This window comes from Arenibacter echinorum (assembly GCF_003259375.1).
GTDB lineage: Bacteria > Bacteroidota > Bacteroidia > Flavobacteriales > Flavobacteriaceae > Arenibacter > Arenibacter echinorum.
The window spans coordinates 67125-82423 of record NZ_QLLN01000001.1 but is presented as its reverse complement, the minus strand read 5'-3'; the positions used below and the strand labels follow the sequence as shown (position 1 = coordinate 82423).

General features: G+C 38.8%; 16 protein-coding genes. 4 read left to right on the top strand and 12 right to left on the bottom strand.

Annotated elements, in window-relative coordinates; genetic code table 11:
• Positions 1–8 precede the first annotated feature (8 nt).
• Positions 9–974: a gliding motility lipoprotein GldB gene (gene gldB / locus LV92_RS00385; RefSeq protein ID WP_111621717.1), complete on the bottom strand. Its 966-nt coding sequence runs from the start codon at positions 972–974 to the stop codon at positions 9–11.
• A 93-nt stretch (positions 975–1067) separates the two neighbouring features.
• On the opposite strand from gldB, the gene nadE reads away from it, so the two are divergent.
• Entirely contained in the window at positions 1068–1856 is a 789-nt protein-coding gene (gene nadE, locus LV92_RS00380; protein WP_111621716.1) for an NAD(+) synthase, read from the top strand.
• Positions 1857–2025: 169 nt separating this feature from the next.
• Entirely contained in the window at positions 2026–2655 is a 630-nt protein-coding gene (locus LV92_RS00375; RefSeq protein ID WP_111621715.1) for a response regulator, read from the top strand.
• Positions 2656–2739: 84 nt separating this feature from the next.
• Here LV92_RS00375 and dnaG read toward each other — a convergent pair whose 3' ends face one another.
• Entirely contained in the window at positions 2740–4719 is a 1980-nt protein-coding gene (gene dnaG, locus LV92_RS00370) for a DNA primase (protein WP_111621714.1), read from the bottom strand.
• Between the two features lie 125 nt (positions 4720–4844).
• On the opposite strand from dnaG, the gene LV92_RS00365 reads away from it, so the two are divergent.
• A complete protein-coding gene (locus LV92_RS00365; RefSeq protein WP_111621713.1) occupies positions 4845–5111 on the top strand; it encodes a zinc-ribbon domain-containing protein in 267 nt (88 codons plus the stop codon).
• A 70-nt stretch (positions 5112–5181) separates the two neighbouring features.
• On the opposite strand, the gene LV92_RS00360 is transcribed toward LV92_RS00365, so the two are convergent.
• From LV92_RS00360 to rsgA, 7 genes are all read right to left on the bottom strand, one after another.
• Positions 5182–6159: a polyprenyl synthetase family protein gene (locus tag LV92_RS00360; RefSeq protein WP_111621712.1), complete on the bottom strand. Its 978-nt coding sequence runs from the start codon at positions 6157–6159 to the stop codon at positions 5182–5184.
• 169 nt (positions 6160–6328) lie between these two features.
• The gene (rlmN, locus tag LV92_RS00355) at positions 6329–7375 is read right to left on the bottom strand and encodes a 23S rRNA (adenine(2503)-C(2))-methyltransferase RlmN (protein WP_111621711.1); all 1047 of its coding nucleotides are present in this window, start codon (positions 7373–7375) and stop codon (positions 6329–6331) included.
• A gap of 88 nt (positions 7376–7463) precedes the next feature.
• Entirely contained in the window at positions 7464–8513 is a 1050-nt protein-coding gene (queA, locus tag LV92_RS00350) for a tRNA preQ1(34) S-adenosylmethionine ribosyltransferase-isomerase QueA (RefSeq protein WP_111621710.1), read from the bottom strand.
• A gap of 96 nt (positions 8514–8609) precedes the next feature.
• Entirely contained in the window at positions 8610–9839 is a 1230-nt protein-coding gene (locus LV92_RS00345) for a 3-phosphoshikimate 1-carboxyvinyltransferase (protein WP_111621709.1), read from the bottom strand.
• 80 nt (positions 9840–9919) lie between these two features.
• On the bottom strand, positions 9920–10246 hold the full coding sequence (locus LV92_RS00340; protein ID WP_031442618.1) for a nucleotide pyrophosphohydrolase: 327 nt from the start codon (positions 10244–10246) through the stop codon (positions 9920–9922).
• Positions 10246–10698, bottom strand: coding sequence for a D-aminoacyl-tRNA deacylase (gene dtd / locus LV92_RS00335; protein WP_111621708.1), 453 nt, complete (start codon positions 10696–10698; stop codon positions 10246–10248). Before dtd ends, LV92_RS00340 begins: the two co-directional genes overlap by 1 nt.
• Positions 10698–11648, bottom strand: coding sequence for a ribosome small subunit-dependent GTPase A (gene rsgA / locus LV92_RS00330; RefSeq protein WP_111621707.1), 951 nt, complete (start codon positions 11646–11648; stop codon positions 10698–10700). Before rsgA ends, dtd begins: the two co-directional genes overlap by 1 nt.
• Positions 11649–11753: 105 nt before the next feature.
• Between rsgA and LV92_RS00325 the strand changes: the two genes are divergently transcribed.
• Positions 11754–12194 carry a hypothetical protein gene (locus LV92_RS00325; protein ID WP_111621706.1) on the top strand — a complete coding sequence of 147 codons (441 nt, stop codon included), beginning with the start codon at positions 11754–11756 and terminating at the stop codon, positions 12192–12194.
• 74 nt (positions 12195–12268) lie between these two features.
• Here LV92_RS00325 and LV92_RS00320 read toward each other — a convergent pair whose 3' ends face one another.
• From LV92_RS00320 to LV92_RS00310, 3 genes are all read right to left on the bottom strand, one after another.
• Entirely contained in the window at positions 12269–12943 is a 675-nt protein-coding gene (locus LV92_RS00320; protein ID WP_111622302.1) for a head GIN domain-containing protein, read from the bottom strand.
• A 279-nt stretch (positions 12944–13222) separates the two neighbouring features.
• Positions 13223–14305: a bifunctional 3-deoxy-7-phosphoheptulonate synthase/chorismate mutase type II gene (locus LV92_RS00315; RefSeq protein ID WP_111621705.1), complete on the bottom strand. Its 1083-nt coding sequence runs from the start codon at positions 14303–14305 to the stop codon at positions 13223–13225.
• A gap of 9 nt (positions 14306–14314) precedes the next feature.
• Positions 14315–15175, bottom strand: a complete 861-nt coding sequence (locus tag LV92_RS00310; RefSeq protein ID WP_111621704.1) for a prephenate dehydrogenase — start codon at positions 15173–15175, stop codon at positions 14315–14317.
• Positions 15176–15299 lie beyond the last annotated feature (124 nt).

Below are 15299 nucleotides of genomic sequence, written 5' to 3'. Positions count from 1 at the left end.
TACTAATTTTACAGCTTTCTTGGCTTATACCCCGATCTCTTGAAAAGTTCTTCCTCAGGTAGGATCAACATTTCCTGTAAAGTAATATTATTGTTATCCATAAAGGCCTTGACTATTTCCCAACCTATATACCGCCCTATTTTACCCGGTGACTCGTTATCCAATTCCAATTCAAACTTGGAGAAAGGAGCAGGATCCAAAAATCTCGGTCCCAATTTACTATTGGTGCTGTACAACAATTCGCGTTCAATAAAATAGCGCCAAACCTGCTCTTCGTTGACCGTTGCCCAATCTAATTCCTCCGGCGCATAGCCTATAATAACAGCTTCATTTTTTAGAGGCATAAGCTGCTGCATTAAATACAGTTCTTTTCCGTAATAAATAAGTTGCGATAAAAAAGTACGGTCGCGCGGTGGTGCCACAACAGCCTTGGCAAATGCACTGGCCACATCGCGGGTCATGTATTGTTTATCCAAGTCGTTAGCGATATATTTGGAAATACCTTGATAAAATTTATGAGAACTTCCCAAATAGTTATCAAGACCAACAAGAAGCAAGCTATCCGTTAGGATAATTCTATTGTTATAATCTACCTCCGAGGTAACTGTAACAAGCTTTGGTACGGTATAATTAGGAAAGTAATATTTTATATACTTAAACAACCACTCCATGTCTTCCTTTTCACTTTCAAAGTCAGGGAAAGATTTTCCTACTTCCTCCATAACTTCCAATTGTAGGGTGTCCTGCAATTTGGACACCCAAATGCTATCCGGATAATTGGCAGGAAAAAGATAGGGGTACTTTTGTTTTAAAATGGGAATATCCACTGGTTTTGCCTCTACAAATTCCCTATCAAATCTGTAAACCTTTAAATCTACGTTTATTTTAGCGACCTCATCGGCCAATTTATCGCTGTTATCACAACTGCAAAAAATAATAATTGGGAATAATACAAGGAATATTGCCTTTCGCATTCTAAAGTAATTCGGTTAATGTTTTAAATATTAAACTCTAGGCTTTATTTTTACCGTGCAAAGTTAAGTTTTTAAACCTTATAAATTGTTCATATGCAGACCGAAAAAGTTATAGACCACATTGTAACATGGTTACAGGAATATGCCAACAAAGCAAATATAAATGGATTTGTAATCGGAATTTCCGGGGGTATAGATTCCGCGGTAACCTCTACCCTATGCGCTAGAACAGGACTACAACTTTTATGTTTGGAAATGCCCATCCACCAGGCCGAAAGTCAAGTTACCCGTGCATCCGAACATATAAAATGGCTAAAAAAGAACTATACCAATGTTGAAAGACTACAGGTAAACCTCACGCCCACTTTTGATAGTTTGGTGGATGCACTACCCGCTGTTGACAATGAAGAGGATAGGTTTATGTCATTGGCCAATACCAGGGCCAGATTAAGAATGACCACTTTGTATTATTTTGCTGCCTTAAATAAACTGCTTGTAGCCGGTACTGGGAACAAGGTGGAAGATTTCGGTGTAGGCTTCTACACTAAATATGGGGATGGAGGTGTAGACTTAAGTCCGATTGCCGATCTACTCAAAACCGAAGTATACGAAATTGCCAAGGTCCTTGGCATTAACGAGGACATTATTAAGGCCGCACCTACAGATGGACTATGGGGTGATGACAGAACGGATGAAGACCAAATAGGAGCATCCTATCCAGAATTGGAATGGGCCATGCAAATGGAGGAAGAAGGAAAAGTGGAGACGGATTTTTCTGATAGACAAAAAGAGGTTTTTCAGATATACAAAAAATTTAACCGCTCAAACAAACATAAGATGGTTCCTATTCCTGTTTGTGAAATACCAAATTCGTTAAAATGAACCTCTCACCTAAGAACCAAGTGATTAAATCGAAAAAACACGTGAAAATTTTCGGTTTTGGATAAAAAAATGAAGCTTTGCTTATCGAATTAGATATTTTAACCCTACATTGCATGTCAGTATTTTTAGACATGATTATTGATGTTGAAATCTAGAAAAATAACCTAAAATGATCAAAATTTTAATTGCTGATAATCATCCTATAGTACGGATGGGCGTAAAACAAGTCTTGGAATCGGTTTCTGATATTCAAGTTATCGCCGATGCATCTACCACCACGGAATTATTCAATAAGCTGGAACTTTTTACCCCGGACGTAATTCTTCTGGAAATGGACATCCCCGAAATTAATGGCATTGCAACCCTTAGAAAAATAAAAAAGGAATACCCAAACATACGGGTTTTGATCTATAGCGGTCAATCTGAAGATGTTTATGCTCTAAGTACCATCCGTGCAGGAGCTTTTGGTTACTTATCCAAAACATCGGAAATAGATTACATTATAAGTGCAATACGAAAAGTTAGCGAAGGTAATATGTTTATTACCAACGAATTGGCGCAACGACTAGCTTTTGATGAAGGCACACAAAAACCAAGAAGGTTCTTTAGAAAACTTTCCACAAGGGAAGTAGAAGTCCTTAAACTCTTGGCCAGTGGCAAGCGAAATAAGGAAGTAGCACAAGGCTTGGATCTCAACGAAAAAACGGTCAGCACCTATAAAGCGCGCTTAATGCGTAAATTAAATGTTGATAACTTAGTGGATTTATTGCAGCAGGCCAAAGCTTTGGAATTGTACTAGATATAATAACCAATCAAAAATAAAAAAGACTGATTTCCTGACAAATAGGACTTCAGTTTTTTTTATTTACCCTATTCAGCTGTCCTAAGAAAGAACCCTGTTGAGCTTTTTGTTCAACAACACATTGAGCTGTATATAGTTCATAATCTCTTCCATGGTTTCTATATTTCCATCATGATTATTTAAAGTGTTCTCCTGAAGGGATCCAATCCTCTTTTTAATCAAGTAGCATCTCAGCGTTAAAATTGTTTCGCTCACCAACTGGGAAATCCCCACTTTTTTGTCCTTCGGATATATATCCTTTTCTTCCCACCGGTGTAGAACATACTTTTCTTCCTCCATTAAGATAGAAGAAATTTCCGAGGCCAATTCTTGGTCCAAATCTGCTATAAAGGTGGTAATGGAAAAAATTTCCTTCTCATTAAGGTCTTCCATCAATCTATAATAAATATTTCTGAACTGCTCATTGGCAAGCTCAATTTCATCGTCTTGTAAATCTAGATATATCTTTTCGTAAACTTTGGTCTCCAAAGATTCCGGCTCCAGTTCCAAATCGCCCTTTTCATTTTCCTTTAAAACCAGATCCTCGAATTGTTGTTCCATATCCCCATAAAGCAGCAACATCTCTATAATCTTACGCTCCAGTTCGTATTGCACATCTACCTTCTGACTTAATGGTTCGTTCTTGACCACATCAAAGGCCTGCTGCTTCTGTTTTATCTGTTTATTGGCATCCGATACATCCTTTTTCCCGATCTGCGCCAAGGTATTGAACAAAACCGCCTCGGAAATATTCATAATCTGTGCGCACTCCTGTATGTAGATTTCCTTCTGTATCCTATCTGGAATTTTAGAGATACTATTAACAATATCCCGAACCGTATCCGCTCTTTTAATAGGGTCGTTGGCAGCTTCCTCTACCAGCAAAGAAGCTTTGAACTGAATAAAGTCCTTGGAATTCTCCTGCAGATAGAGCACCACATCCTCGTAGTCATTGTTCTTGGAAAAACTATCCGGGTCTTCCCCTTCCGGAAAGGTACACACCTTTACGTTCATTCCCTGCTCCAGAATAAGGTCTATTCCCCTTAGGGACGCCCGTAATCCGGCCGCATCCCCATCGAACAAAACGGTTATATTCTTGGTGAGCCTATTGATCAATCTGATCTGATCTGAGGTCAAAGCTGTACCACTGGAAGAAACTACATTGTGGATACCTCGTTGGTACATCTGAATAACATCTGTATACCCTTCTACCAGGTAACAATTGTCTTCCTTGGCAATGGCCTGTTTTGCAAAGTAGATACCATACAGCACCTTGCTTTTGTGGTAAATATCGCTTTCCGGGGAGTTTAAGTATTTGGCCGCCTTTTTATCATTCGTCAATATTCTGCCTCCAAAACCGAGTACCCTGCCGCTCATGCTATGTATAGGAAACATAACACGACCTTTAAACCGATCGAAGGTCTTTTTGTTATCCATGTCGGCCGCATCGTCCTTGACAATAGTAAGGCCCGTTTTCTCCAAATAATCTAATTGATACCCCTTGTTGAGGGCCGCTTTGGTAAAACCATCCCACTGATCCAAACAATAGCCCAAATCAAACTTCTTGATGGTATCATCTGTAAATCCGCGTTCCTTAAAATAACTTAAACCAATGGCCTTACCCTGTTCCCTTTCCCACAAGACCTCCGAGAAATATTTTTGGGCAAATTCGGAAACCAGATACATACTCTCCCGTTCATTGGTCTGCTCTTTTTGTTCGGTGCTCAGCTCTGTTTCCTCAATTTCGATATTATACTTTCTCGCCAAATATTTAATGGCCTCAGGATAGGAAAAATGTTCGTGTTCCATTAAAAAGGCTACAACATTCCCTCCCTTTCCACTACTAAAATCCTTCCATATCTGTTTTACCGGGGAGACCATGAAGCTAGGGCTGCGCTCATCGGTAAAAGGACTTAGGCCCTTAAAGTTGGAACCGGATTTTTTCAATTGTACAAAATCCCCGATTACCTCCTCCAAACGGGCAGCCTCATATACTTTGTCTATGGTAGATTTTGAAATCAATCTTTACATTTTTTAGCAGGCTAAAGATAGTACTTTAAGACCTCTTGGAAAAAGGAAAAGCCATGCTTGTAAAATAAATATTGGCTAAATTGCGATTTTCATTTAGTAGTTTAAACAAATAGGAAATGATATTATTTCTAGGAACCAAACCGGGAAAAACCACTTCAAAATTACTTCAAAATGTGGCTTGTCCCTACTGCGAAAACAAGGGCACCTTAACAGCAGTAACAAGTACCACATATTTTCACCTTTTCTGGATTTCCCTTTTTAGAGTGGGCACTAACTCCACCATAAGCTGCTCTCACTGTAAAAGAACTTATTACGAGGATGAATTTACAGAAGAAATGCAACACAGTATTGAAATTGGAAAAAGCTTAAAGCAAAAAACCTAAATTACTTCGATTATCACAAACCGAAGCGCCGTCCTAAACCGATTTTATACTGATTTAAAGAAGTACAGATTTACTTTTTACGATCTACCACGTAGTTTACCATTAGCACCAGTGAACTCTTGTATTCTGAATCCGGATAAGTATCCAACAAGGCCAAGGCTTCTTCCTTGTAGGCCAGCATCTTTTTAACGGCATATTCAAGACCACCGTTATCTTTCACAAAGGAGATAACTTCCTTGACCCGTTTTTTATCCTTGTTGTAATTCTTAATAGAATTGATCAACCATTTTTTTTCGGTCTTGGAACATTTATTAAGTACGTATATCAACGGTAAGGTCATTTTCTGCTCCTTAATATCTATCCCCGTAGGTTTGCCAATTCTTTCCTCCCCGTAATCGAACAGATCATCCTTTATTTGAAAGGCCATACCAATTAGCTCGCCAAATTTCCTAAAAGTTTCCACATCCGGGGAATCCGGCTTAACGGAACAGGCTCCCAAGCTGCAGCAAGCAGCAATCAAAGTTGCCGTCTTCTGCCTAATAATATCATAATACACCTCCTCAGTAATATCCAAGCGCCTCGCCTTCTCAATTTGTAACAATTCCCCCTCACTCATTTCACGCACGGCGACAGAAATAATCCTAAGAAGATCAAAATCCCCATTATCGATGGACAACAAAAGGCCTTTTGAAAGTAGATAATCTCCTACCAAAACGGCAATTTTGTTTTTCCATAAAGCATTTACAGAGAAGAAACCGCGACGTTTATTACTGTCGTCTACCACGTCGTCGTGGACCAGGGTAGCAGTATGTATCAATTCTATAACCGATGCTCCCCTATATGTCCTTTCGTTTACCTCCCCGTTATTCAACAGTTTAGCAGTAAGAAAGACGAACATTGGGCGCATCTGTTTCCCTTTTCGATTAACGATATAGTAAGTTATCCTATTTAATAAGGCAACCTTGGAAGACATGGATTCATAGAACTTTTTTTCAAAAAGTTCCATTTCCTGATTAATCGGTTCCTTTATTTGGGATACAATTTTCAAGGGATAATTTAGGCTGTTTTGGATTGCTAGTTCAGTTGCGTAAAATTAGGTAAAAAAACATAGTAATTAACAGCCAAAAATGGTAATGTAACCCTAAATTATAGATTTCAGCGAATTTGCAACAGGAATCGATACAAGACAAAGTTGCCTTTCCCCGGACCAAGAATCTCTAAGATTTATTGGCCAACTGTCCGCAGGCCGCATCAATATCCTTGCCCCTGGAACGCCTTACGGTCACCGTAATGCCATTTTGCTCTAAAGTCCTGACATACATTTCAATGGCGGCATTATTCGCTTGTTGAAAATCCCCATCGTCTATTGGGTTATACTCGATAAGGTTAACCTTGGAGGGGGCAAACCTGCAGAAATCCACCAAGGCATTCGCATCCCTTTGGGTGTCATTAATACCTTCCCAAACCACGTATTCATAGGTAATCCTACTTTTTGTCTTTTGGTACCAATATTCAAGTGCCTCCCGTAAGTCGGCCAGGGTAAAGGTTGCATTAAAGGGCATTATGGAAGTCCTTATTTCATCTATCGCAGAATGCAAGGAAACCGCCAATTTAAATTTCACTTCCTCGTCCGCCATTTTCCGTATCATTTTGGGCACGCCTGAAGTAGATACCGTAATGCGCTTGGGAGACATCCCCAATCCTTCCGGAGAGGTTATCTTATCAATAGCCTTAATCACATTGTTGTAATTCATCAACGGCTCTCCCATGCCCATAAAAACAATATTGCTCAAAGGGCGATCAAAATACAGCCTACTCTCATTGTCAATAGCCACCACTTGATCATAAATCTCGTCCGGATTTAGGTTTCTCATCCGCTTTAGTCGGGCAGTAGCACAAAATTTACAATCCAAACTACAGCCCACTTGACTGGACACACAGGCCGTAGTCCTTGTTTTGGTAGGAATTAAAACAGATTCCACAATAAGGTCATCGTGCAGGCGAACTGCATTTTTAATGGTTCCGTCACTACTGCGTTGCATTTGATCTACCTTTATATGGTTGATCACAAAATTATCCTCCAACATCTGCCTGGTCTCCTTGGAAATATTGGTCATATCCTCAAAGGTATGGGCCGATTTTTGCCACAACCATTCATAGACCTGGTTACCCCTAAAGGCCTTGTCTCCCTGGCTTTCAAAGAACAACCTAAGTTGTTCCTTGGTATATGCCCTTATATCCTTTTTGTTTTTTGCAACTTCCACTTCTTAAAGATAAATGATTCTATAAAAAAATCCCGTCAATCAACAATTATCTGCTATACTGACGGGATCTTAGTATTATTTTGGATACTTATATTATCAACATGGCATCCCCGTAAGAATAAAACTTATATCCTTCCAAAATTGCCTCCTTGTAGGCCTTCTTCATCAAATCGTGCCCCATAAAAGCCGAAACCATCATCAAGAGTGTAGATTTTGGCAAGTGAAAATTGGTCACCATGGCTGTGGCAATACTAAATTCGTATGGAGGAAAAACAAACTTGTTCGTCCAACCATCAAATGTATTTAAGGTCTGCTGTGAAGATACCGCACTTTCCAAGGCCCTCATAGCAGTAGTACCTACAGCACATATCCTACGCTTCTTAAGTTTGGCGGAATTCACAATTTCAGTTGCCTTTTCATCAATGATCAATTCCTCACTATCCATCTTGTGTTTGGAAAGATCCTCTACTTCAACAGGATTAAAAGTCCCCAGACCTACGTGTAGGGTAACCTCGGCAAAGTCGATTCCCTTTATTTCCAATCTTTTCAACAAATGCTTGGAAAAATGCAAACCAGCGGTAGGTGCTGCTACTGCACCTTCGTGCTTTGCATATATGGTTTGATATCTTTTTTCGTCTTCGGCCTCTACCTTTCTCTTGATGTATTTTGGCAAAGGAGTTTCACCCAATTCCTTTAATTTTCTTCTAAAATCGGTATAGGAACCATCATAAAGGAATCTCAAGGTTCTTCCTCGAGAAGTGGTATTGTCTATTACCTCGGCCACTAGAGTTTCATCATCACCAAAATAAAGTTTGTTACCAATTCTTATTTTACGTGCTGGATCTACCAACACATCCCAAAGACGTTGCTCCTCATTTAATTCCCGCAATAAAAATACCTCGATTCTGGCACCGGTCTTTTCCTTATTACCATATAATCTAGCAGGAAAAACCTTGGTATTATTAAGCACCATTACATCGCCCTCATCAAAATAGTCAATAAGATCCTTGAACATTTTGTGCTCTATTTTACCTGTATCCCTATGAATTACCATTAATTTGGACTCATCTCTGTTCTCTGCCGGATACTCTGCCAATAATTCATTTGGAAGTTCAAAATTGAAGTGCGATAATTTCATTTAGTATATTCCTTAAATTTTAGATTAATGTTTAGCGGCTGCAAATATACGACGATGCAGGGGGCGATGTCAAGTAAAACCCTATTTAAATAAAAATCAAACGGTCTGCACCCTGAATTTCAGATTTTTCATATCCTCCCAAAAGTCTGGATATGATTTGGATACCACTTCCGCATCATTGACATACAGTGAAGTTTTCAGCGCCAAGGGAGCAAAAGCCATGGCCATTCTGTGATCGTTATAGGTATCAATAGCAATTTCCTTTTTTATTTCCTTGGACGGTTCCAGAGTCAAAGTTTTGTCGGTTACGGAAATGGATGCACCCAACTTGGTCAATTCCGTCTTTAATGCTTCCAATCTATCGGTTTCCTTAATTTTAAGGGTATGTAGACCAGTCATATGACATCCCACGCCCAAACCTAAACAAGTTACTGCAATAGTCTGTGCTATATCCGGTGCATTTGCCAAGTCTAAATTGAAGTTGGTATTATTAGGAGCAGCAATTTTTTTCAAAACAACATCATGGCCCTGAAAGTTGGTTTCTACGCCAAAAGCCTTGTAGATTTCCTTAAGGACACTATCCCCTTGAAGGCTATTCTTATTATAGGCGGACAATGATATTTCCGTACCTATATCACAAAGTGCAACTATACTATAAAAATAGGAAGCGGAACTCCAATCCGATTCCACTACTTGGGTGGAAGGTTCAACTGTCTTTTTTGGCGATACCTTGATAGTATTCCCTTGAAAGGAACTCGTTACCCCAATTTGGGAAAGCAGACCCAAGGTCATTTTTATATACGGTACCGATGTTATTTTACCAACCAGTTCCAACTCTATCCCATTTTCCAGACTTGGCGCTATTAATAACAAAGCCGAAATATACTGACTACTAATATCGGCAGGCAGACTAACTTTATGCTTTGTCAACTTTTTACCTTTTATGGCAATAGGCGGATACCCTTCATCCTTTATATAACTTATTTCCGCACCCAGACTCCTCAATGCCTCTACCAATACTTTTATAGGCCTTTCCGTCATTCTTTTGGATCCTGTAAGGGTAACCTCTTTATTCTCCTGTGACGCAAAATAAGCGGTTAAAAAACGCATGGCAGTACCTGCATGGTGAATATCTACTACACCATTGCTAATCTGCAACCCCTTTTGCATAACCTCCGCATCATCGGAATTGGAAAGGTTATCAATTTTTATAGAGGGAAATAAGGCCTGTAGCAACAACAACCTATTGGATTCACTTTTGGATCCTGTAATTTTTATATCTGATTTAATAAGGGTTTCAGAAGGGGCGGATAAATATAGCTTCAATTTATATGGAATTTTTAAGACGTATTTACAATATTTTTTGTTTCGGTTTGAAGAAACAAAAACAAGCTACAAATATAGCACTATTTCAGCTTTTTATTATTGTGGTGGCGATTATGATCACGTTTGGCCTTCAGGTTCAATTTTTTATCAAAAGACTCCTGTAAATTTATTCCCGTCTGATTGGCCAGACACAGCACTACAAAAAGAACATCTGCCAATTCTTCCCCTAGATCCTTATCCTTGTCCGACTCCTTTTCGCTTTGCTCCCCATAACGCCTGGCAATAATTCTAGCTACCTCCCCTACTTCCTCTGTAAGTTGGGCCATATTGGTAAGTTCGTTGAAATAGCGAACCCCATGGGTCTTTATCCATTCGTCTACGGCTTCCTGTGCGTTTTCTATGTTCATTATTCTTTATTTTTTGTATCTATTTGTATCGTTACCGGTCCATCATTAAGTAGCGCCACTTTCATGTCTGCTCCAAAAATTCCAGTAGCAACCTTTTTTCCAAGATCTTTTTCCAATTGGACCACAAAACTTTCATACAAGGGAATAGCAATCTCCGGCTTTGCGGCTTTTATATAACTCGGCCTATTTCCTTTTTTTGTGGATGCATGTAAGGTAAATTGACTAATTACCATGGCCTCTCCTTCCTCCTGAAGCAGGGACAAATTCATGACCCCATCCCCATCATTAAAAATCCTGAGGTTTGTAATTTTATTGGAAAGCCACTTAATATCCTCCAGCGTATCCGCATCCTCTATTCCCAAGAATATAAGTAGTCCTTTCGAAATTTTTGAAATTAATTCTTCATCCACCGTTACACTGGCAATGGTTACCCTTTGTATTGTTGCACGCATTACTTTTCCCCGTAAATATCCATTCTATAATTCTCTTGTTCCCCGCTCAACATTTGCACATAACTTTTATACCTGCTCCAAGCCACTTCGTTATTGTCCAACGCCTTCTTTACTGCACAATGGGGTTCATCCAAATGCAGACAATTATTAAACTTGCACTCGCCTTTCAATTTAAAAAATTCAGGAAAATAATCCCCTATTTCCTCCCTTGCCATATCTACTATCCCAAATCCTTTTATTCCCGGGGTGTCGATAATCTTGGCCCCACATTCCAAATCGAACATTTCCGCGAAAGTGGTAGTGTGCTGCCCCTGCATATGCTGGGAAGATATTTTTTTGGTCTTCAAGTCCAATTGAGGCTCAATAGCATTTACCAAGGTTGATTTACCTACACCGGAATGTCCGGAAAACATACTTGTCTTTCCAATCATCAATTCCTTTACCTTCTCAACATTTTTACCAGTTTTGGCAGAAATCCCGATACAGGTATATCCGATTTCCCTGTAAAGGTTTGCTAGATACTTTATCTCATCAAGTTCCTCTTCATTATAGGTATCTATCTTATTAAAAAGTAAAATAGCCGGAATGTGGTATGCCTCAGAGGTCACCAAAAACCGATCTATAAAGTTTGTAAAAGTGGGTGGGTTATTTAGGGTAACTATCAGGAAAACCTGATCCAAATTAGCAGCAATAATATGGGTTTGTTTGGATAGGTTTACCGACTTTCTAATAATATAATTCTTCCTGTCCTTAATTTCATTGATGATACCCTGGGCATTTTCTATAGGCCCATCCACCTCAAATACCACCACATCCCCTACAGAGACGGGATTGGTGCTTTTTATTCCCTTGAGCCGAAACTTCCCTTTGATACGGCATTCGTAGAAAGCACCTTCCCCAGTTCTTACAGTGTACCAACTTCCAGTAGATTTATATACGGTTCCTTCCATTAAAGAGTTCTGACATATTTGTTTACAAAGAAACAACTTTAGTTTTATACTAGCTTTTAAAATTCATCGTTGTTAAACCATCATAAATCATAAAAAACACGAAAAATGAAAAAATTTATGCTCATTGCCTGTTTAGTAATTACGGCCGTTATGGACGTAAATGCACAACAATTTAAGGTAATCACCAGTGTCGAATCCATAGTTCCCAGCGGTATTGGAAGATCCCGCATCATTAGCGCTACAGAAGACAGGGATTACAAAGAATTCACTAGTGAACAAACCGAGGAAGACAATACAAGAAATAAATCGGACCGAGGGGACATAAGGGTTAAAAATTTTGAAGAAACCAAACTTCTAAATTTTTACAATATTGGAGGAATTAGATTCCAGAACATCGCTGCCAATGACGCTTTGATATCATCTAAAATAAATGCCATGGTGGCCGAAGGATGGGAATTGGCCTTTGTTACCAGCGCCGTAGAAAGTGATAGTGGTAAAGACGATGGACAGGGTATTTTTATTACCCGATACATATTTAAGAAGTAATCTTAAAAGTAAAAAAAAGAACCCGGCCTATTGGACCGGGTTTTTTTGTAGACCCATTTTAAGGAGATGCTTTACTAATCCATAATTTTTACCCTTCCACCTGCAAATGTATTCTTATTTACCATTTTAGGGTTTCCATAAACGTACACATCCCCACCAGCTTTGATATTGATATCTATCTCCTCAGAAGCAAACATTGCCGCCTCTCCGGCAGCCGTTATCTTAACACTGGCTTTCTCACTAAGAAGCGGTTTTCCTTCAAAAACTCCCCCCGTATTTAAAACAACCTCTTGATTTATAGTTTTTCCAGAAGCCTCAACAGTACCACCAGTAACGCATCGCACGATCAATTGGTGCACATCCAGTCCGACTTTTATTTTAGCCCCTTCCTGAGTCTTCAGTTCTATCTTTTCTTGGCTTAAGGTCTCGTTGACCGTAATTCTTGCGCCTTCATTACCGTCAATTAGGTCTATATTTTTAAAATACACCTCCACAAAGGTGTTTTCCCCGTGAAACTTTTTATCCAGTTCCATTTTTATTTTAAGGACTCCATTTTTATTTACAATCTGGATATCATCCACATTATCACCTTTTACCAAAACCTTATTCTCGTTAGATTTAATAAGATTCACCTCTATTAAATCATAAACCTTTACCTCTTTAAAATCACCGACGGCTTTATCAACTATTCGTTGGGAGAACCCTATGAACGATAGACATAGAAAACCAATTACCAAAACATTTTTCATTATCATGAATATTTTTATTAAACTTTTATTTAAACATTTGGGGAAACTTTGAACGATTAGTTCCATTCACTTGGTAAAGATGGTACAAAAGTAGATTTGTTACACTAAATTATACAAACAATTAACGTTATCAAATATTCGTGATAACATTATAACTTTATCCACACTTATTTCAAATAAGAGGCACAACAAATAATTCCCATTAGCGAACAGGAAACATTGAACATAAAAAAAACCACGCCTAATGGCGTGGTTTTAACGGTATACCAATAAAATAGTTTATGAGTTGATTATCTTCTCTTGGTGATTTATGGATTCTTGGTGAATTGCCTTAAACATCTTTAAAACAAATTCCTCACTTAATCCCTTTGCTTCCCCTTCCAGAATCATGGCACCTAAAATCTGATTCCATCTATTGGATTGCAAAACAGCAACATTTTTTTGTTTCTTTAATGACCCTATCCCATCAGAGATCTTCATTCTTTTACCAAGCATTTCTATCAACTGGCTATCAAGAACATCTATTTGAGCTCTTAGATTACTAAGTTGACTGGTGTACTCCGCTTCCGAATCGGACTCTTTTCTAATTTTCAAATCTCTCATAATCTGAATCAATTTGGCAGGAGTTACCTGTTGTGCGGCATCACTCCATGCGTTATCCGGATCGTAATGTGTCTCAATCATAAGACCATCAAAATTAAGATCCAAGGCAGTCTGCGAAACATCAAAAATCATTTCCCTGTTTCCTGTGATGTGCGAAGGATCATTGATTAATGGCAAATCAGGAAATTTATTTTGAAACTCAATAGCTAATTGCCATTCTGGGATATTTCTATATTTTGTTTTTTCATAAGTAGAGAAACCTCTATGTATAGCACCTAAATTTTTAACACCGGCCGTATATAATCTTTCAATTCCACCAAGCCATAAAGCCAAATCAGGATTTACGGGGTTCTTCACCAAAACAATTTTATCTGTTCCCTCAAGAGCATCCGCTATTTCTTGCATAATAAATGGACTAACGGTTGATCTTGCACCAATCCACAATAAATCAACGTCATGCTCCAATGCCAACTTCACATGGGCAGCATTGGCTACCTCTGTACAAGTTTTCATTCCGGTTTCAGCCTTAACTTTTTGCAACCACTTTAAACCTAAAGCTCCTACCCCTTCAAACATTCCAGGACGTGTTCTTGGTTTCCAGATACCAGCACGAAAGTAATTTACATCGGTATCTTTTAACTCATTGGCTATTCGAAGCACTTGCTCCTCTGTTTCCGCACTACAAGGCCCGGCAATTACTAACGGATGGTCCAATTTCATATCGTCCAACCATGATCTCATTTCTTTTAAATTTTCCATTTCTATACTCTATTTTTTGTTAAGTGGTATTCCGTTTAATATTTCCTTTATTTTATTTGTACTATTCATTTCATTATAGATGCCTTCATAATCATCGGCTATCAACATTGCTTTAAACTCTTTCAAATTTTGTATATATTCTCCCAAGGTTTCAACTACATTTTCCTTGTTTTGCCTAAAAATTGGGGTCCACATGGCCGGCGAACTCTTTGCCAATCGCACAGTGCTTTCGAAACCACTGCCCGCCATATCAAAAATATCACGTTCATTCCTTTCTTTCTCTATTACAGTCTTTCCCAGCATAAAGGAACTTATATGTGACAAATGTGAAACGTAGGCAATATGCTTATCATGTGCCTCTGGATTCATATAGCGTATACGCATCCCCAATTGCTGAAAAAGTTCCAAAGCTTTTTCCTGCAATTTAAAGGCGGTTTTTTCTATTTCACAAATGATATTGGTCTTTCCCATAAACAAACCTTCTATAGCCGCAGAGGGACCTGAAAACTCTGTTCCCGCAATAGGGTGGCAAGCCAGGAAATTTCTTCTCTTGGGATGATTTTCCACAACCTTGCAGATGAGGGACTTTGTAGATCCCGCGTCAATAACTACGGCATCGTCATCAATGGCATCCAATATTTTTGGCAGTTCCTGCACCATAACATCCACTGGAATCCCAACTATTACGAAGTCGGCCTGGTGCAATTGACTATAATCCGCCTTTTCATCGATCAAAGATAATGACAAAGCCTCATCCAGATGTCCCTCATTGACATCTATACCATAAATTTTGGAATCTGGCCTATTGCGTTTAATATCCTTGGCCAGAGACCCTCCGATTAATCCAATACCGATTACAAATACATTCATACTATCTTAACATTAGTTCCAAAATGCGGGAACACCTACAATAATCCAACTAAAAATTGGTAATTTCAATTATTATCGATTAACTTTAAAAAGACCTCGTCCCCTAACCAATATGTAGGACACA